This is a genomic window from Haloglomus litoreum, assembly GCF_029338515.1.
GTDB lineage: Archaea > Halobacteriota > Halobacteria > Halobacteriales > Haloarculaceae > Haloglomus > Haloglomus litoreum.
This window is the reverse complement of the sequence record NZ_CP119988.1, coordinates 2,172,591-2,191,242: the sequence shown is the minus strand read 5'-3', so window position 1 is coordinate 2,191,242 and position 18,652 is coordinate 2,172,591. Positions and strand designations below refer to the sequence as shown.

The following is an 18,652-nucleotide window of genomic DNA, read 5'->3' as shown; positions in this document are numbered from 1 at the left end:
CCGGAACCAGTCACAGTCCGATAGAACGAGTATCTGTCCGGTATCGCTGTCCGTTCAGTGGATGCCCAGCGCCTCGATCTGCTCCTGGTAGCGGTTGCGGATGGTGACCTCGGTCACCTGCGCGACCTCGGCGACCTCGCGCTGGGTCTTCTTCTCGTTGCAGAGCAGCGAGGCGGCGTAGATGGCGGCCGCCGCGTAGCCGGTCGGGGACTTGCCCGAGAGCATCCCCTTCTCGGCCGTGACCTCGATGATCTCGCGGGTCTTCTGCTCGACCTCCTCGCTGAGCCCCAGCTCGGAGCAGAAGCGCGGGACGTACTGGACCGGGTCGACCGGCTCCAGGCCGAGCGAGAGCTCCTGTGCGACGTAGCGGTAGGTGCGGCCGATCTCCTTCTGCTCGACGCGGGCCACCTCGGCGACCTCGTCGAGCGAGCGCGGGATGCCCTCCTGCCGGCAGGCGGCGTACAGCGCGGCGGTGGCGACGCCCTCGATGGAGCGACCGCGGATGAGGTCCTCGTCGAGCGCTCGGCGGTAGATGACGGAGGCGACCTCCCGGACCGAGCGCGGCACGCCCAGCGCACTCGCCATCCGGTCGATCTCCGAGAGCGCGAACTGGAGGTTGCGCTCGCCGGCGTCCTTCGTCCGGATGCGCTCCTGCCACTTCCGGAGGCGGTTCATCTGCGACCGGCGCTCGGAGGAGATGGAGCGCCCGTAGGCGTCCTTGTTCTTCCAGTCGATCTGCGTGGTCAGCCCCTTGTCGTGCATCGTCTGCGTCGTCGGCGCGCCGACGCGGGACTTGGACTGTCGCTCGGAGTGGTTGAACGCGCGCCACTCGGGCCCCCGGTCGATCTGGTCCTCCTCGATGACCAGCCCACAGTCGTCACAGACGAGTTCCTCGCCGTCGTGCACAAGGTCCGTCGACTCGCATTCAGGACAGCCGCGCGTTGTCTCGTCTTCCTCCTCGGATTCGACACTCCGCTCTCGCTGGCGAGTCGGCCCTGCCATTATACTTATGCCGTCGGACCCAGCCACATATAAAAGCTTTGTCTGTGAGGGTCGTCGAGCCCCCCGGCCACAGTTCGCCAGCCCGCAGGGGCGGTGCATGGGACGTCCACGACGGATGTCGGTCCCCGGTACTCACCTCTCGTAAGTGGCGCCGAAGCCGCCCGCCTCGACCACCGCGCGCGCCACGCGCTCGGGCCGCTCCTCCTCGACGAAGTGCGAAACGCCATCGAGCACCGCCATGTGGCCCTCCGCCTGCGGGAGCGCCTCGGCCCACTGGTCCAGGACGGCGTCCTTCGCGAGCGGGTCCCAGCCGCCGAAGACGAGTTCGACGTCGACCTCGCGCCCCTGCGGCCCCCACTCCCGGCCGAGGTTCTCGCGGATCGCGCGGTAGAACGGTGCGGTGTTGCGGGTACCGAGTCGCGGGTCCTCGAAGGTGTTGCCGTGCCCCCAGTAGCGCGTCTGCCGGACGAGGCGCTTCGAGGCGGCCGTGTTCCACGGGTCCTCGAACTGCTCGTAGTAGACACGACGCGCTGCCCCCTCGTGGTCGGGGAACCAGCCGAACCCCTCGACCCGCGCGAGGTAGAACACCAGCTCCAGGAGGATGCGGTACTCGCCGGCGGGCCGCCGGAAGACGGCATACGACGCGACCGCGGGCCAGAACCGGTCCGGCGTCACGCGGGGGAAATCGGTCCACGGCAGCCAGTCGATGGGGTAGTCGTCGAAGGTCGGCCCGACGAAGGGCATCGGGAAGACCGTCGTGTTGCACGCGACGAGCCCCGAGACCCGCCCGGGCTCGCGCAACAGCGCACCGACGCCGATGGGACCGCCCCAGTCGTGGACGACGAGGGTCACGTCCCAGAGGTCCAGCGCCGAGACGAACTCGTCGAGGTTGCCGGCGTGGTCCATCGGGACGGCCTCGTGGGTGGCCGTCGAGGAGAGCCCGAAGCCGATGTGGTCGACCGCCACCAGCCGGACGGGGACGGAGAGGTCACCACCGACGGCACGCTCGCGCAACGCGCGCACGACGTTCCGGTACGCGTACGAGCACTCCGGGTTCCCGTGGACGAACAGCACGGCCGGCAGGTCGGCGACGGTCTCGCGCGTCCGCTCCGTCGGGACGATCCCTCGCTCCGTGAGGGTCACGTCCCAGAAGAACAGCTTCCGGCCCGCGTCCGGACCCTCCGAGAGCTCGAACCAGTGGCCGGCGTCGGCGGGCGCGTAGTCGTCGGGGACGGACGTGAGTGGGGAGTCCCCAGGCTCCGTCGTCACGCGGTCGTCCCGGTCCATGTTGCCGGCCTCTCGGTCCGCGCTGGTAAGTGTGTGGAAAGCCGTCGGCGGGTCGAGAGAGCCGGAGGGAGCGGGCGGCAGCACCCGGTTGCCGTCGGCGGGTCGAGAGAGCCGGAGGGAGCGGGCGGCAGCACCCGGTTGCCGTCGGCGATTCGAGCGTCGCTCAGGTCGCGGCGACGGCACCCGGCTCGGCCCCGGCGAGTTCGACCAGTCGTTCCGGGGCGATGGGGAACACGGCGTCGGGTGTCCCCGCTGCGGCCCAGACCTCGTCGAGGGAGAGCAGCGTCTCGTCGACCAGTGTCGGGAGGTCGCGCTCGTGGCAGAAGGGCGGCACGCCACCGATGGCCCACCCCGTCGCCTCCCGGACGACCTCGGGGTCGGCGAGGTCGGCGTCGTCCCAGCCCAGCAGGGCGGCCACGCGGTCGGTGTCGAGCCGGTTCGCGCCGCTCGTGACCACGACGGCCACCCGGTCCCCGTCCGTGACGACGATGCTGGAGGCGATGCCGGCGACCCGGCAGCCGATGGCCTCGGCCGCGGCCTCGGCGGTCCGGGTGCCCGCGTCGAACTCCTCGACGGCGGGGTCGAACCCGTACCGGTCCCGGGCCGTCGCCGCGAACTCGCGCGCTCGCTCGTGCATGTGCCGGGGAGCGCGGCGCGGCCACATGAATGCGACGCCCCGCGACCCGTCTGCCGTGAGTGGTCTCGTTCAAACTCGCACTTGTGTCTCCCCGAGACGTTTATCCGTCCGCCCCCTCGGTCGACCTGCATGCGACGAAGAGCCCTCCTCCGCGCCACGGCACTCGCCGGGGTCGCGGGCTTCGCTGGCTGCACGACCGACGGACCGAACGACGATGACGGCGGTGACGGCGGCGCCGGTGGTGGCGGTGGTGGCGACCAGTCACCCACCGACAGCCCGACGGACACACCGACGGACGCTCCGACCGACTCTCCAACCGACGAGAAGAGCCCGACCCGGACCCCGATGGGGAACGGCATCGTCAGCGAGTCGTTCGAGGTGACCGCCCGCGACTGCGGGAAGGGGAAGAACACCGTCGACATCGACTTCGATGGCACGGCCGTCTCCCTCGATGGAGTCATCGACGGGTCGAACGGCTGCTACCGGGCCGAGCAGGGGTCGATCGAGTACGACCCCGAGGAGGGACGGCTGCACGTGAACGTCCGGGCATACGAGCCCGAGGACGCCGAGATGTGCACCCAGTGCATCGTGGACATCGAGTACGAGGCCCGGTACGTGTTCGAGGGCGAGGCCCCCGAATCGGTGACCGTCGCCCACGACGGGCGCGACATCGCGAGCGCCGCCCACGGGAGCAGTAGCGTCAGTTCGACCCCGAACTGACGCTCGCGACGCCGAGATGCCGTTGTCGCCACCGACCGGTAGGTCGAAGAGGCCGCCGCGAGCGGGTCTCATCCATGTCAGACCGGTGGCTCCACGGCTGGGCCGTCGGCTACGCCGCGGTCGGTGCGGCGTCGCTGCTGGTCCCGCTGTACGTGCTTGCGCTCGGGGGATCCGCGCTCGTGGTCGGCCTGGTCGCCGCGAGCGCCGCGCTCGCCGGTGTCCCTGGGGCCCTCCTCTGGGGCCGTCTCGCAGCACGGACCAGGCGACGCCGTCCCTTCCTGCTCGTGGCGCTCGCCGCGACGGCGGGTGTCCTGCTCGCGCTGCCGGCACTCGGCTCCCCGTGGGTCGTACTGATCGCCAACGCGGCGCTCTGGTTCGTGGTGGCTGCCGCCGCCCCCGTCCTCAACCTCATCGTCGTGGGCGGGGCCCCCGAATCCGAGTGGGAGGCCCGCATCGCCCGGCTCAACGGCGTCCAGAGCTACGGCTGGGTCGCGGGGCTCGTCGGTGGGCTCGCGTGGACCACCGTCGCCCCGCGGGTCGGTGTCGAGCCGTTGCTCGCCCAACGACTGCTGTTCCTCGTCCTCGGCGGCACCGCAGCGCTCGCCTTCATCGTCGTCCGGGTCTGGTACCCCGAACCCGCGACCGTGACCGCCCGGCGGTTCGAGCAGGTGTACCGGCGGCTGGGAGCGGCGGGCGCGAACGCGGGGCGGCTCCTGCGGACGGTGCCGTACGGCCCGACACGGGCCTACTGGGCGCTCCGGACGCTCCGGCCGGACCGGATCCGCGCATCCCTCCGCCGGCCGATCCGGCGCTACCTCCTCGCCGTGACGCTGTACTCGGTCGGGTTCGCGGTCTTCTGGGGCCCGATGCCGGCGTTCCTCCGGGAACGCGGGTTCGGCGACGGGACGGTGTTCGCGCTGTTCCTCGCGGGGACGCTCGGCTCGGCGCTCGCCTACGACCGGGTCGGCGCACTCTGTCGGCGGGTCGGGAACGCGAACGCCGAGACGGGAGCGCTCGCGGCGCGGGTCATCCTGTTCCCTGTCGTGGGCGTCGTCGGGGCGTCCGTGGGCGCCCCCGTCGTCGGCCTGCTGTTCGCGGTCATCGGTGTGACGTGGGCCATCATCGGCGTGGTCGCCACCGGACTCACGAGCCGACTCGTGACGGCACCCGAGCGGGCAGAGGCCCTCGGCCTCTACACCGCGCTCGTCGGGTTCGGAACCGGTGTCGGGAGCGCCCTCGGTGGTGCGGCAGCCGGAATCCTGGGCTACCGGACGACCTTCGCCATCGCGGGCGTCGTCGTCCTCGTCGGGCTCGCCCTCGCCGTCACGTCCGGACGGGGGGTCCCCCGGGCGACCGCAACCGGCACCGGTGCCGACGACTGACCACGCGCCGGTCGCCCCCGCTCGACGGACGGAGTGTCTATATCCTCCGGGGGGCTACCCGCGGTCGTGACCGACGCGACCGAGTCGGGCGCCCGTGACCCGCTCGCCCCCTTCGACGCGGATATCCTGGCGGCGGTGGCCGGGCGAACAGGCACGGACCCCGCACACCTCCGCGAGCTGCTCCGGCGCCACCAGCAGTCCGCCCGCGACCTCCCGGGTGTCGACAACCTCGTCTACGAGTGGCGCAAGTACCTCCCCTACGACCCCGTGGTCGCCCGGACCGAGGCGGCGTTCCACTGCGTCGTCCTGCCGGAGGTGTGGGCCGACTTCGCCGAGGCGCTCGACATCGACGACGCCGACTTCGAGCGGTTGCTGGCCGTCCACGACCGGCAGGCCCGGCGCGCGGCCGAGGCGCGAGGGGAGTCGACGGAGCCGTTCGACGGTGCGACGGCGATGCTCCTCACGCGGGCGTGAGGAAGATACTTGTCGCCAGCTCGCCAGCGCGGACCCGAAGGTCGATGAATCGACGCGAACTGGGAGTCGCCGCCGGGGTTCTCACCCTCCTCCTCGCCGGATCGGGGCTCCTCACGTTCGTCCCCGCCGGACCCCCCGCTCGACCGATGGGGTCGGTCCCGGTCACGGACTGTGAACTGGTCCAGCTCGCGGTGTACGAGCTGGACGACGAGCCGCCGGGCGAGTTCGAGCGAGAACGGTACGACGACCTGACCGATGTCCAGCAGCGCGTCTTCGACGAGGCACGTGCGACGGGCGGGGACTTCGTCCGGTTCGACGACGAATCCCGGATGGTCGCCGCGGACACGCTCCCGTACGCCGTCGTAGCACAGAACCGGACGTACCGGGCCAACAACGTGCGGGGGAACTGCTTCGACCGGCCGTGGTACGTCGGCTGGGCCGAACCGGTCGGGCGCGTCCTGGTCGGACTGGGACTCCTGCTCGGCGTCGCGGTCGCCTGGCGCCGTCTCACGTACTGAGGGGAAGGGCCGCCGGGCTCGACCCCGGAACCGTCCGGGACGAAGGAGGGGCGCACCACCCGAAGCGTGATGTGCGCTGGCCCGCCAGCCCCGGCCATGTCGACCGACACGGACCCGGAGGACCGGCCGACGGTCGCGGCCTGCCAGACGGCGGTGACGGACCTCGACCCGGCGGCGAACCTGGCGACCCTGCGCGAGCGTGTGGCCGCGCTCCCCGACGGCGTCGATGCCGCCCTGTTCCCCGAACAGTTCCTGACCGGCTTCGTCCCCGACGACCGGATGGCGGAGGCCGCGGTCCGCACCGACGGCAGCGAGCTCGATGCGGTCCGGGAGTGTGCCGCCGAGCACGACGTGGCGGTACTGGTGGGCTACGTCGGGGTCGCCGACGGCGACCTCCACAACACGGTGGCGTACGTCCGACCGGACGGCGGGACGACGACCTACCGCAAGCGGCACCTCTGGGCGGGTGAGCGGAAGGTGCTCACACCGGGTGAGGAGCGCGTCACGGTGGAGACGCCGCTCGGGACGACCGGCCTCGCCACCTGCTACGACCTGAACTTCGTCGCCGACAGCGCCGCGTACACCGAGGAACGCATCGACGCGCTGTTCGTCGTCGGCGCGTGGCCCGCGGCACACTCCGAGAACTGGCGGCTCCTCGTCCGGGCCCGTGCACTCGACGGGGTCCGGTGGGCCGTGGCCGCCGGGCGAACGGGACGGCGCGAGGTGGCCGACGCACCGACCGCGACCTACGGCGGCCGGTCGATGGTCGCCAGGCCGAACGGCTCCGTCCGGGCCTCGCTGGCGGATGCCGAGCGCGACCTCGTCGTCTCGGTCGACCCCGACGAGATGGCCTACCACCGCAAGCGGGTCGGCATCTACCGGGACTAAACCCGGCACCTGCACGCGGCCGCGACCGGGCGTGGGACTGGGGAGAGCGAAGCTAGGTCGGCCTAGCGATACCAAACTAATCTTTCTGAATCGGAAAAAGTGGTTTCTGTGTCGGAAACAGTTAAGTGCCCGGCGGCCGGATTTTAGACTGCAATGAGTACCCAGAAGAACGTCCGTCAGCAGGCAGGGACCGTCGAGGGCAGCGAGGCGCTCCGGGTCGACCAGGACAAGGCCGAGCAGATCGTCGACGCGTTCAACACCGACCTCGCGGCGTCGTACGTGGCCTACCACCAGATCCGCAAGCACCACTGGAACGTCGAGGGGGCCGAGTTCCTCGAACTCCACGAGTACCTCGGTGAGGTCGCCGCGGACCTGGAGGCGGCCGCCGACGCCTTCGCCGAGCGCGCACAGGCGATGGGCGGTGTTCCCCTGTCGGGCGGTGCTACCTTCGAGGAGCACGCACCCGTCGAACCCGAGGGGCAGGACGTCTACGACATCCGGACCTCCCTCGCCAACGACATGGAGATGTTCGGCGACATGATCGAGACGATGCGCGACCACGTCGGGATGATGGAGGACTTCGGCGACTACACCTCCAGCGAGATCCTGCGCCGCCACCTCGAGACCCTCGAGGAGCACGCCCACCACTTCGAGCACTACCTCGAGGACGACACCCTCGTCCTCGACGAGGCGACCCACTGACGGCCCCCGTCGGCCCACGCTGACGCGCGTCGCCGGCATCTGTCGGCTCGATTTCTCTATTCTCTATCGACCAACTCCCTGGAGTTACACATAGCGAGTCGAATAGCGAGATTATCGATATCTATCGAGTAGAAACAGCCTCAGCGAACCGCCGCAGGGCCTCCCGTTCGGCCGGTCAGTCGTCCAGCTCCACGAGCGTGTCCGTCGCGATCCAGGCGTCCGGGTTCCCCTCCTCGGTGAAGACGGTACGCTCCGGGGAGGTGCCGTGGGCGGTGACCCGGGGCGCCTCCTGGGTCTCGGAATCCCGACTGCGGGTGGCTTCCATCAGTCGATTAGGTGAGCCTAGAGGTAAAGAGGTTTTCGGTCCTCCTAAACCGCCGGGAGGGTTTTGCCGGTCGCCCCCGCAGTCCCGACCATGAGCGACTGGGACGCCGGCGGCGAGTCCATCCCCGTACAGGTGATATCGTCGGTCGAGGGGGGCCAGCGACGGGGCCCCCACCGGTCCGGGCAGCGCGACGACGACCTCGCCGCGCTGGTGACCGAACTGGAGGAGACCCTGCGCGACCTCAGGACGGCGGTCGAGGGCGACACCCGCCAGGTGGAACCTCCAGGCGCGCGCGGCGACGGACCGGCCCTCCCGCGGCCGCCCTCGCCCCGCGAGCTCCTCCGCTTCACCGAGACCTACACCATCCCGACGGTGGTGGCGTTCCTCGAGGCCGCCATCCGGGGGCTGGAGCTGCTGGCCGGCACCATCCGGCTGCTGGACGGCCGGGACCCCCGGTCACCCGGGCGCCGCGACGACGGGCGGGGCGTCCTCGCGGACGTGTCGACCGCTGCTGGCGAGCGTGCCGCAGCAGGCGGACGCGAGGCACTCGCGCGCGTCGACGACGCCCTCGCGGAACTCCAGCGGACCTACGAGGGCGAACCCGAGGACCCGACGGCCCGCCGCCTTCTGGCCGACGCCCGCGAACTCCGCGGGGAGATCGACGACCGGCTGTCCGCCATCGAGCGGGACGCCGAGGCCGGCGGCGGTCGAGAGGAGGGGGCCGGCGGGGCCCGCCGGAACGACGACCGCGGCCCGTCGGTCGACGTGGACGCGGAGCTGGCGTCGCTCAAGGAGCGGGCGGATCGCGGCGACGACGGTGAGAACGACCCAGGCGACGGTGACGACGCCCCCCGCGGCGACGGCGGGGAGAGGTAGGGCGTCGACTACTCGATGGGTTCGAACCGGTAGCCGTCCCACTCCTGGCTCTCCCGCTCGCGGATGCCCACGTCCGGGTCGCGGAGCTCCTCGACGTACACCGGTTCGACAGCGTCGCCGATGTCCACCTCGTCGGTCGTGCACTGGCCCAGGGCGCGGACCGGCGTGCCCTCGACGTCGAACTCGACGACGGCGAGCGTGTTCGGCTCGCGGACACCCGGCGGCGTGGCGTGGCTGGTCGTCCACGTGATCACCTCGGCCGTGTACGCCGAGAGGTCGACCTCCTCGACGGGCTCGCTCCCGTCCGGGCCGACGGGGTGTGGCGGGTAGGTGATGCTGCCGTCCTCGTACCGCGCGGCCCGCATCGGTGGCCTCCCGCCGTCGGCCCGCGCGCTATGGTCGCTGTCGCTCATGCGCCCGCCTCCATGATGGTGGTGATGACGCAGTTCCCGAAGCCACCGACGTTGCAGGCCAGTCCGACGTCGGCCTCGACCTGCCGGTCGCCGGCGCCGCCGACGAGCTGTTCGTACACCTCGACGGCCTGCGCCACGCCGCTGGCACCCAGCGGGTGCCCCTTCGATTTGAGCCCGCCGGAGGTGTTGACCGGCAGGGCGCCGTCGCGGGCCGTGCGGCCCTCCATCGCCGCGCGCCAGCCCTCGCCGGCGTCCTCGAAGCCCAGCGCCTCCAGCTGCATCACCTCCAGGATGGTGAACATATCGTGGAGTTCGGCGACGTCGACCTCGTCGTGTTCGTAGCCGGACTGCTCGAACGCGGCGGCCCCGGACTCGGCGACCGCCCCCATGTGCGTCGGGTCGGCGCGCTCGTGGACGACGTGCGTGTCCGTCGCGCCCGCGATGCCCGCGATGCGGGCGAACGCGTCGGCGTAGGACTCGGCGTGCTCGGCGGGCACGAGTGCCAGCGCCGCCGACCCGTCCGTGACGGGACAGAAGTCGTACAGCCGGAGCGGGTCGGCCACCATCGGCGACTCCAGCGCCGTCTCCAGCGTGATCTCCTTCTGGAACTGCGCGTTCGGGTTCAAGGCGCCGTTGGCGTGGTTCTTCACGGCGACGTGACCCAGCGCCTCCCGGGGCGCGTCGTAGCGGTCGAGGTAGTGCCGCGCCGTGAGCCCCGCGAACGACGGGAGCGTGACGCCGTGCTTGTACTCGACCGGGTGGGTGAGCGAGGCGATGACATCCGTCGCCTCGCCCGTACTCCGGTGGGTCATCTTCTCGCCGCCGACGAGCAGCGTCAGGTCGCTCGCGCCCGAGGCGACGGACTGCCAGGCGGCGTACATCCCGGCCGCGCCCGAGGAGGAGGTCTGGTCGACCCGCTGGGTGTAGGCCGGGATGGCCCCCAGGTCGTGTGCGAGTGCGTTGGGAACCCCGGTCTGCCCCTCGAACTCCCCGCTGGCCATGTTCGATACGTACAGATGGTCGATGTCGTCCGGTGCGATGCCCGCGTCGGCGATACAGGCCCTCCCGGCCTCGACGAGCAGGTCCATCACCCACTCGCCCTCGCGGACACCGAACGGTGTCATCGACGCTCCGACGATTGCCACGTCTCGCATGCGCGGAGCCTCCGGCGGCGTCGGCGTAACTGTTCCGGCGCAAGCGAACGGTGGCGAGGACGGCCCCGCTGCCGCCGGGGCCGGAGAAGTGTCACTCTCCGGGCGGGCGGTGGTAACTGGTCGTACCGCCGGGGTGACCCTGCGGATTCTCGATCCCGACCAGCTCGCCCCCCGTGGGCGTGGTGTAGAGCGCGAACAGGAGCTCGTTGACGAGGTAGAACCGGATCCTCTCGGGGTCGAGACCGTCCGGTTCGGGCGTAGCGACAGTGACACCCATGCTGCTCAGCAGGGTGCCCCGACGATCCGGCGGCAGGTCCACGAACCGGTCCCCGGTCCAATCGAGCGCGTACCCGTCCAGCGTCGCCAGCGCCTCACGCATGCCCGCCGCGTACTCGGGGCGGTCCCGGACCCGACCGACCGTGTAGCGCTCGACGAACTCGGGGACGCCCGAGACGGCCGAGGGGTAGAGGTGTTCGGCCAGCGCGACCAGCGTCTCGCGCTCGCGCTCGTCGAAGCTCCCGGCGTCGCTCCCGTCACTGGTGTCAGCTCCGTCCCCGTTCAGGACCGCCCACGAGAGCGTCCCGCCCAGGGCGGTGGACGCCCCGGCCGCGGTCAGCGCCGCCATCGCGTCCCGCCGGGTGAGTTCCGCCGCCGCCCGGTCGTCCGTGTCCGTTGCGCCCGTCCTGTCCGTCGCGTCCGCTGCTGGTGTCTCGTCGTCGGTCATGGTCGTTGGCCCTCCAGCTCGGTCCGGTTCGCCGTGCCCGCGGTGACACGCGTCTCGACGGTGACACCCGGCCTCGCGGTCCCGGGGATCCAGGCGGCCTCGCCGTCGCACAGGTTCGCACCGCGGCAGACCTCCGGATGTGGCGTCAGGATCCGCCACTCGCCCTCGTCCAGGGCGACGGGCGTCTCCAGCCGGTAGGTGAAGGCGTTGCCGGGCGCGTACTCGGCATTGACCTCCAGCAGGACCTCGTCGCGCGCGTGGACCGGGACCGAGGTGTCGTTCGCGTTCACCGGGGCCACGTCGTCGCCGAGCAGGCGCGCCGTCCCGTTCGCGACGACGATACGTGCGTCGACCGTCTCGGGCGGCCCCCGGACCGTGTAGTAGGTGCTCTCGCCGCCGCCGGCCAGCCGGGCGGTCATCGTGTCGACCCCCGCTGGTACGCCCAGCGAGGTGTGGACGGTCACGCGCTCGCCGCGGACGTGCTCGATGGGGTAGAGCCGGGGCTCCACCGGGGTACCGAGGAACGGTGCCCAGTCGCCGCGGAAGCCGTAGCGGTACAGCTGCCGGTCGGGATAGGCGTCGACGACGGCGAACTGGCGCTCGCGCATCGCGTACACCGTCCGGCCGTCGAAGCCCGGCTCGTTCCGGAGCGCCTGGAACGGGTGGTTGAGCCAGTCCCCGTACGGTGTCGGCAGGAAGACCACCCCGGCGGGCGGCCGCGGCTCGAACGGCTCGTAGGCGGCCGCGAGCTGTTCGGAGGCGTCCTCGTTGTCGGCGACCGGGTCAGCGGCCATCGCGACAGTCGTCCCACCCAGAACCAGTCCGCCGACGAGGAGCCCGGCGACGACCAGCCGGCTTGCGGTGGCACCGTCGAACCGCCGGTCGACTGCTGTGCGCCACCGGCCCGCGAGCAGCCGCAGGCCGAACGCGGCGAACAGCGCGACCGGCACGACGAGGTCGAAGTGGTAGTACGGGCCGTACAGGGAGACGAGGCCGTCGCCCGGGACGTCCACGTCCCCGAGGACGTTCAGGTTCCCCCAGAAGTAGACGTTCCCGGCGACGATGCTGCCGAAGAGGCCGGCGAGGAGGAGGCGTGGTGCCAGGCTCCCTCGCTCGCTCGTGTCCCCGCTCCCGCCGTCCGGCCGGACCACGGCCCCGACGAGCCCGCGCTCGCGGCGCGCGAGTGCGCGCCGGGCCCGGGCCGCGGTGGCACCCAGCCCGACGACCGCCAGCGCGGTCCCGAGGGGACCGGCGACGACCCAGCGGGTCAGGAACGCCCGGACGACACGGGCGTTGGCCTCCAGCGCCAGGGCCGGCGTGTAGTCACGCTCGTAGCCGAGGATGCGTCGGGTGCCGAAGCCCAGGCCGTCACGGGGGGCGAACACCTGGTACGGGAAGGTGAACGGGTCGCCCGTCACGACGGCGTTGTACCCGAGCGTGGCGATGACGCCCAGCAGGCCACAGGCCGCGACGACTCCCTGTCGGGTCGTCACCGCGACGAGCGACGGCTCGGGGGCTGCTCGCGCCCGTGCGAGCGTCCACAGCGCGTGGGCGACGAACGGCGCCGCGAACAGGACCGCCGTGTACGGCCGCGCGAAGAAGGCGACCCCGATGGCGAGGCCGGCCAGCGCGGCGAACGGTCGCGAGCCCGTCCGAACGGCCCGCAGGTACGCCCACGCGAACAGTAGCTCGACGGCCAGCGTCGGCGCGTAGGGGAGGAAGACGGCCGTCTGGACCAGATAGAACGGCGAAGCTGCCACGAGTGCCGCGCCCAGCACCGCGGTCCGGCGGTCGAACGCCTCGGCGCCGACGGCGTAGGTGAGCGCGACGAGTGCGGCCGCGACGGCCGCGAGCGAGAGCCGCGGGTCACCCAGCGCCATCCCGACCGCGAAGACGGCGGCCGTGACTGGGGTGTACTTGGGATACAGCTCGGGGCCGGCCTTCACGAAGAACCACGGCCGGAACGTCAGGTCGACCGGTGGGCGGAGGACGAGCTGCCCGTCCAGCAGCATCGCGGCCTGCTGGAGGTAGACGCCCTCGTCGTGGTTGGTCGAGAGGTGCGGGAACACACGGTGCGAGAGCAGGAGGACCCCGACCCCGGCGAGGACGGCGAGCGCCGCCGCTGCAAGCCGGTAGCGCGCGCGGGAGTCATCGGGGACCAGTCCGGCAAGCGGTGGGGGCGGGCGACGCACGGTCGGTCAGGGCGGATACCAGGCGAGTTCGTGGTCGGCCGTCAGGTCGACCGTGACCGGCTGCCCGACCTCGAACTCCTCGACGTGGTTGTGCATGCAGTGGACGACGTCACCGGTCGCCAGTTCGACCCGATAGACGAACGTGGGGCCGTTGTACTGCCGGCGGACGATGCGGCCGTCGGCCTCCTCCTCGGGGGCCGGCGTCGCGCTGAGGTCGTCCGGCCGCACGAGGATCTGGATGTGGGTCCCGTCGTATGCGTCGATGGGGCCGGCCAGGTCCGCGGCGTCGACACAGCCCAGTCCCGTCTCGATGCAGTCCGGGCGGACCTCGGCGTCGACGAAGGAGGCCTGCCCGAGGAAGCTCGCGACGAAGCGGGACTCGGGGTGCTGGAACAGCCCCTCGGGGCTGCCGATCTGTGCGACGTGGCCCCCGTTCATCACGGCCACGCGGTCGGAGATGGAGAGGGCCTCCTCCTGGTCGTGGGTGACCGAGACGGCGGTGACGCCCGCGCGCTTGAGGATGTCGCGAACCTCCTCGCGCATCGCCACCCGGAGCCGGACGTCGAGGTTCGAGAACGGCTCGTCGAGCAGCAGGACGGCCGGCTCGGGCGCGAGCGAGCGCGCGAGCGCGACCCGCTGGCGCTCCCCGCCCGAGAGCTCGGACGGCCGGCGGTCCTCGTAATCCGGCAGGTCCACGAGATCGAGCAGTTCGGACACCCGGTCGGCGTTCTCGTCGGCGTCGCCGTCGAGCCCGAAGGCGACGTTCTCCGCGACCGAGAGGTGCGGGAACAGCGCGAAGTCCTGGAAGACGAGCCCCACGTCGCGCTCCTCGGGCGGGAGGAACCCGCCGCCGTCGACGTCCCCGGGTTCGGCTGCGGCATCGCCGTCGCCCGCACCGACCGCGACGGGCTCGCCGTTCAACCGGATGACGCCCTCGTCGGGGCGTTCGAGCCCTGCGAGTAGCCGGAGCGTCGTCGTCTTCCCGCAGCCCGACGGCCCGAGCAGCGTCAGTAGCTCGCCCTCGGCGACGGTCATCGAGACGTCGTCGACGGCCGTGGTGGCACCGAAGCGCTTCGTGACGCCGTCCAGTTCGAGAACGGTGTCCCCCTCGCCCTCGCCCTCGACGGACCAGCCGACATCACCGTCGAGTGCGGGGTCCGCGCGGGTGCGGTCCAGCTGCTGTTCGACCTCGTCGCGGCCGTCCGCGCCGGCGTCCGTCGTGGGATCCTGTCGTGCCATGTCAGCGTCGCTCCTGAGCCAGGATGACGGCCATCGAGCAGGCCGAGACCGCGATGAGCGTCAGCGCCGGGATCGCGGCCCGGCCGTAGTAGCCGGCTCCCTGTACCAGCCAGATGTAGCTCACCAGTGTTTCAAAACCTGTCGGACGCAGGATGAGCGTCGCCGGCAGCTCCTTCATCGTCGTCAGGAAGACCAGCGCGGCCCCCGCCAGCACGCCGGGCCAGATGAGCGGGAGCGTCACGCGCCGGAACGCGCGCCGTGGGGACTCCCCGAGCGCCCGCGCGGCCTCGACCAGCTGCTGGTCGACCTGCAGCACCGACGAGGAGGTGGTCCCGACGGCCTGTGGGAGGAACCGGACGACGTAGGCGAACACGAGCAGCGGGAGCGTCTGGTAGAGCGTCGGCGCGAACTTCACGCCGAAGAAGACCAGCGCGAGCCCCAGGACGACGCCCGGCATCGCGTAGCCGACGTAGGTGGCGCGCTCGGCGAGCCGCCCGGCGGCGCTGGAGCGCCGCGCGGCGACGTAGCCGACCGGCAGCGCCAGCAGCACCGAGGCCAGCGCGGCCGCGGTCGAGACCCCGACCGAGTTCAGCGCGTACGCGAGTTCGAACTCGAACCCGCCGCCGGCGTAGCCTGGGCCCCCCCGGACCAGCCACAGGAGCAGGATGCCGACCGGGAGCACGAGCGCCAGGGCCGCGACCGCCAGGCACCCCAGGGCCGCGAGCCATCGCCAGGCGCCGAGCCGGATGCGGGTCGCGGAGCCGCCACCGCCGGAGGCGTACGCGCTGGCGTCGTCGCGCCCGACGCGTGACTCCAGGGCGAGGATGACCGTGGTGATGGCGAGCAGCTCCAGCGACAGCAGCGCCGCGCGGTTCTCGCCGAAGTTGTTGTACTCGACGTAGATCTGCGCGGTGAACACATCGGCACCCATGATGGCGGGCGTCCCGAAGTCCGACAGGGCGTACAGCGCGACGAGGAGCGCACCGGCAGCGATGCCCGGGACGATGCGCGGGAACGTCACCTCGCGGAAGGCGGCGAGCCGGCTCTTGCCCAGCGTCCGCGCGGCCTCGACGTGTGAGGCATCGAGCGACAGCAGCGCCGCCCGCGTCGTGAGGAACACGTACGGGTAGATGTACAGCGTCAGGACGATGGCCGCGCCGGGCAGGCCCGGCGTCTCCGGGAGGCGCTCGATGCCCAGCGGGGCGAGCGCATCGGCCACCACGCCGCGTGGGCCGAACGCCGAGACGAACGCGAACGCGCCGATGTAGGAGGGAACGACCAGCGGCAGCGCGAGGATGACGGTGAAGAACCGACGGGCGGGCAGGTCGGTACGGACCGTCAGGAAGGCCAGCGGGACCCCGAGCAGCACGGAGCCGACGGTGACGGCGACCACGAGCAGGCCGCTGCTGAGGACCACGTCGACCATCGACTGGCGGGTCACGAGCGAGAGCGCCTCGGCCGTCGGGATGTCGGCCACGCGGAGGAACAGCCAGGCGACCGGCGAGACGAGCAGCGCGGCGATGGCCGCACTCAGGAGTGTCAGTCCCAGGCCATCACCGTCGGACTCGCGCCGGAGCCGCCCACGGATGGCGGCCAGTTCCTCGCGGGCGCCCATCAGAGCGCTCCGGTGTCCCGGAGGAGATCGATGGTCCCCTCCAGATCACCCAGTTCGGTGAGGTCGATGTCCGGCGGGTTCAGTTCACTGATGCGCGGGAGGCCGCCGACCGGCGGCACGCCCTCGATCATCGGGTAGGCGAACGTGCGGGTGGCGAAGAACTCCTGGGCCTCGACGGTGAGCAGGTGGGCGATGAAGTTCTCCGCGAGCTCCGGTTTGCCGGTGCCCTCCAGCACCTCGGCCCCGGAGACGTTGATGAGCGCGCCGGCGTCGCCGCTCGTGAACGCCAGGTCCAGCGGAGCGTTCGGGCGCGCGGCCTTCACCCGGAGCGCGTAGTAGTGGTTGGCGAAGCCGGCTGCCAGTTCACCGTCGGCCACGGCGTTGGAGACGAGGAACTCGTTGTTGTACCCCGAGACGCCGGCCTCCTGCATTCCGTTGATCCACTGTCGCGTGGCCTGGTCGCCACGGATGAGCCGCATCGCCGTGACGAACGCCTGGAAGGAGCTGTAGGTCGGGGCCCAGCCGACGCTGTTCCGGAGCGCGCTCGCATCCGGGAAGTCACGTACCTTGTCGGGGATGTCGCTCTCGGAGAGCTGGTTCGTGTTGTACGGCACCGCGCGGGCGCGACCGGCGACGCCGACCCACGCGTTGTCGGGGCGGAACGCCTCGGGAACCGCCGAGACGACGTCGTCCGGGAGCGCCCGGGTGTAGCCCTGTGCGGCGACGTTGGCGAGCGAGCCGGCGTCGACCGCCCAGAACACGTCCGCGAAGCTCCCGCCGCCGGACTGCTCCTCGGCGATCTTGCTGGCGAGCTGCGAGCTCGGCTCCAGCCGGAAGTTCGGCTCGAAGTCCGGGTATCGCTGGCTCAGCAGGCTCAGGAGGTCCGTGTAGAGGCCACCCTCGCCGCCGCCGAGGTAGATGTTGAGCTGGCCGGAGAGGTCCGGGAGGTCATCGATGCGCGTTCCGGAGATCTCGCCCCGACTGCCGACGTTCGCACCCGAGCCGCGGAAGTCCTCGAGGGTGTTGCCACCGCTGCCGCCGTCACCACCATCGCTGCCGTCACCGCCATCGCCGAGGATGCCGCTACAGCCCGCGAGGCCCGTCGCGCCGACGGCCCCCGCCGCGGCGAGGAACCGCCGACGGGTCCGGCTCGTGTGCGAGTCGTCAGTCATCGGCCTCACCCCCGGTCTCGGCGACGGCCCGGCCCGTGCTCGCGGGGACCGGCCGGCCCGCGTCCAGCGAGTCCAGGCAGTCCAGCCAGTCCTGCATATGCTCGCCGACGAATCGGAGGAACTCGCCGTTGTTCCACTCCTCGAACTCGCCCTCCGCGAGCGCATCGGCCATCGCGTCGAACGCGCCGCGGAAGGTGTTCGCGTCCGCGCCGGCATCGTCGACCACGCGCCAGACGTGCTCGTTCAGTTCGAGGGCGGGCACCTCGTTGTTGAGGTCGTCGAACGTCGAACGCGGGGCCTTGTTGTGCTCGCACAGCGGCGCCCCCGTCAGCACGCGTTTGCCGAGGATGTCGGCCGCGCGCTTGAGGAAGACGCCCGACCAGATGTCGTCGAAGCGCCCCACGTCCCACTCGTTGTCGTCCATCGGGAGCTGGTAGAACGCCGGGATCACCTCGCGGCGGAAGGCGAGGTTCATCGAGCAGACCGTCGTGTAGTGGTCCGGCGCGACGACGAAGTCCTCGCCGAAGTCCTCGCGGTCCGTCAGGGTCTGGGCCTGTCCCTGCAGGTCGCCGTCCATCAGGATGCGAACGGCGTCGAGGTCGGGAACGTTGGTCCAGAGTCCCTGCGAGGCGACCACGTCGCCCCGTGCCAGCTCGACCGTCTCCGTCTCGTGGCCACCGCCCATCGCGGCGTACGGGTAGCCGCGCGGGTAGAGCCCGTGCTCGTCGAAGTTCTGGTAGAGGACGTTCACCCAGCGCTGGTCCTCGTCGGCCGATCGGACCTCGGTGATGGAGCCCTCGTACGAGAGGTTGTCGTAGTGCCCACCGAAGAAGTCCGTGTCGTGGGGGAGGGTGTCGTCGTCGATGAAGAAGCCGAACTCGAAGTCGTGCGCCCACATGTACAGCAGGCCGAAGGAGGTCTGGGCGTGGCTCGCCGCCGGGACGACGTGGCCGTAGTCCGAGACGCCGTGCTCGTCGTACCACTCGTGCCGGTCGGACTCGTCGAAGACGGCGCCCGGCACGTCCAGGTCGTCGAGCATCTCGCGCATCGCGTCGGCGTCGCAGAAGTCCTCGGTGACGAGGACGAAGAAGAGACGGTCGTCGTGGCCGTACTCGCGGGCGTTGGCGACGTAGTCGCGGACGCACTCGTGCTCGCGGATGGTCGGGACCACGACGCACGTGTCGGGACCGCCCCGGGCTGAAGATGAACTCATGCTGGCTCCGCATTGTTTAGGGGTTCCTAAAACATTGACGATGTTTTGGTGGGCCTAATTGGTGACGGGACCCGCCGATTTCGGCGGTCTACGCCCCCGATGGGCCATCGTCCCGGTGG

Annotated in this window: 19 protein-coding genes; 7 read left to right on the top strand and 12 right to left on the bottom strand. The window is 71.3% G+C overall.

All coding sequences use genetic code 11. The features are described from left to right. Positions 1-54: 54 nt before the first annotated feature. The 3 genes from P2T62_RS10895 to P2T62_RS10885 form a co-directional block, all read right to left on the bottom strand. Positions 55-1,002: a transcription initiation factor IIB gene (locus P2T62_RS10895; RefSeq protein WP_276261420.1), complete on the bottom strand. Its 948-nt coding sequence runs from the start codon at positions 1,000-1,002 to the stop codon at positions 55-57. Positions 1,003-1,134: 132 nt separating this feature from the next. Next, a complete protein-coding gene (locus tag P2T62_RS10890) occupies positions 1,135-2,289 on the bottom strand; it encodes an alpha/beta fold hydrolase (RefSeq protein WP_276261419.1) in 1,155 nt (384 codons plus the stop codon). A gap of 163 nt (positions 2,290-2,452) precedes the next feature. After that, on the bottom strand, positions 2,453-2,926 hold the full coding sequence (locus P2T62_RS10885; protein WP_276261418.1) for a YbaK/EbsC family protein: 474 nt from the start codon (positions 2,924-2,926) through the stop codon (positions 2,453-2,455). A 129-nt stretch (positions 2,927-3,055) separates the two neighbouring features. Between P2T62_RS10885 and P2T62_RS10880 the strand changes: the two genes are divergently transcribed. From P2T62_RS10880 to dpsA, 6 genes are all read left to right on the top strand, one after another. Beyond that, the gene (locus P2T62_RS10880) at positions 3,056-3,646 is read left to right on the top strand and encodes a hypothetical protein (RefSeq protein ID WP_276261417.1); all 591 of its coding nucleotides are present in this window, start codon (positions 3,056-3,058) and stop codon (positions 3,644-3,646) included. Between the two features lie 74 nt (positions 3,647-3,720). Further along, on the top strand, positions 3,721-5,028 hold the full coding sequence (locus P2T62_RS10875) for an MFS transporter (protein WP_276261416.1): 1,308 nt from the start codon (positions 3,721-3,723) through the stop codon (positions 5,026-5,028). Between the two features lie 66 nt (positions 5,029-5,094). Next, on the top strand, positions 5,095-5,502 hold the full coding sequence (locus P2T62_RS10870; RefSeq protein ID WP_276261415.1) for a DUF8048 family protein: 408 nt from the start codon (positions 5,095-5,097) through the stop codon (positions 5,500-5,502). A 44-nt stretch (positions 5,503-5,546) separates the two neighbouring features. Beyond that, a complete protein-coding gene (locus P2T62_RS10865; RefSeq protein WP_276261414.1) occupies positions 5,547-6,020 on the top strand; it encodes a DUF7979 domain-containing protein in 474 nt (157 codons plus the stop codon). 96 nt (positions 6,021-6,116) lie between these two features. Continuing rightward, positions 6,117-6,908 carry a carbon-nitrogen hydrolase family protein gene (locus P2T62_RS10860; RefSeq protein ID WP_276261413.1) on the top strand — a complete coding sequence of 264 codons (792 nt, stop codon included), beginning with the start codon at positions 6,117-6,119 and terminating at the stop codon, positions 6,906-6,908. A 153-nt stretch (positions 6,909-7,061) separates the two neighbouring features. Then, a complete protein-coding gene (gene dpsA, locus P2T62_RS10855; protein WP_276261412.1) occupies positions 7,062-7,610 on the top strand; it encodes a DNA starvation/stationary phase protection protein DpsA in 549 nt (182 codons plus the stop codon). Positions 7,611-7,785: 175 nt separating this feature from the next. On the opposite strand, the gene P2T62_RS10850 is transcribed toward dpsA, so the two are convergent. Then, positions 7,786-7,935, bottom strand: coding sequence for a DUF7331 family protein (locus P2T62_RS10850; RefSeq protein ID WP_276261411.1), 150 nt, complete (start codon positions 7,933-7,935; stop codon positions 7,786-7,788). A gap of 90 nt (positions 7,936-8,025) precedes the next feature. Between P2T62_RS10850 and P2T62_RS10845 the strand changes: the two genes are divergently transcribed. Further along, positions 8,026-8,811, top strand: coding sequence for a DUF7547 family protein (locus P2T62_RS10845; RefSeq protein ID WP_276261410.1), 786 nt, complete (start codon positions 8,026-8,028; stop codon positions 8,809-8,811). An 8-nt stretch (positions 8,812-8,819) separates the two neighbouring features. Here the strand turns inward: P2T62_RS10845 and P2T62_RS10840 are convergent, their stop codons facing one another. The 8 genes from P2T62_RS10840 to P2T62_RS10805 form a co-directional block, all read right to left on the bottom strand. Further along, on the bottom strand, positions 8,820-9,224 hold the full coding sequence (locus P2T62_RS10840) for a Zn-ribbon domain-containing OB-fold protein (protein WP_276261409.1): 405 nt from the start codon (positions 9,222-9,224) through the stop codon (positions 8,820-8,822). After that, positions 9,221-10,378 carry a thiolase family protein gene (locus tag P2T62_RS10835; RefSeq protein ID WP_276261408.1) on the bottom strand — a complete coding sequence of 386 codons (1,158 nt, stop codon included), beginning with the start codon at positions 10,376-10,378 and terminating at the stop codon, positions 9,221-9,223. The genes P2T62_RS10840 and P2T62_RS10835 overlap by 4 nt, the downstream gene beginning before the upstream one ends. Before the next feature lie 91 nt (positions 10,379-10,469). Continuing rightward, positions 10,470-11,102 (bottom strand): gluconate 2-dehydrogenase subunit 3 family protein, encoded by a 633-nt coding sequence (locus P2T62_RS10830; RefSeq protein ID WP_337250443.1) that lies wholly within the window; start codon positions 11,100-11,102, stop codon positions 10,470-10,472. Beyond that, on the bottom strand, positions 11,099-13,294 hold the full coding sequence (locus P2T62_RS10825) for an ArnT family glycosyltransferase (RefSeq protein ID WP_276261407.1): 2,196 nt from the start codon (positions 13,292-13,294) through the stop codon (positions 11,099-11,101). The genes P2T62_RS10830 and P2T62_RS10825 overlap by 4 nt, the downstream gene beginning before the upstream one ends. A 6-nt stretch (positions 13,295-13,300) precedes the next feature. Further along, entirely contained in the window at positions 13,301-14,533 is a 1,233-nt protein-coding gene (locus tag P2T62_RS10820; RefSeq protein WP_276261406.1) for an ABC transporter ATP-binding protein, read from the bottom strand. A 1-nt stretch (position 14,534) separates the two neighbouring features. Further along, on the bottom strand, positions 14,535-16,148 hold the full coding sequence (locus P2T62_RS10815; protein ID WP_276261405.1) for an ABC transporter permease: 1,614 nt from the start codon (positions 16,146-16,148) through the stop codon (positions 14,535-14,537). Beyond that, positions 16,148-17,320 (bottom strand): extracellular solute-binding protein, encoded by a 1,173-nt coding sequence (locus tag P2T62_RS10810; protein ID WP_276261404.1) that lies wholly within the window; start codon positions 17,318-17,320, stop codon positions 16,148-16,150. The genes P2T62_RS10815 and P2T62_RS10810 overlap by 1 nt, the downstream gene beginning before the upstream one ends. Continuing rightward, positions 17,313-18,533: an alpha-1 4-glucan-protein synthase gene (locus P2T62_RS10805; protein WP_276261403.1), complete on the bottom strand. Its 1,221-nt coding sequence runs from the start codon at positions 18,531-18,533 to the stop codon at positions 17,313-17,315. The genes P2T62_RS10810 and P2T62_RS10805 overlap by 8 nt, the downstream gene beginning before the upstream one ends. Between the last annotated feature and the right edge of the window lie 119 nt (positions 18,534-18,652).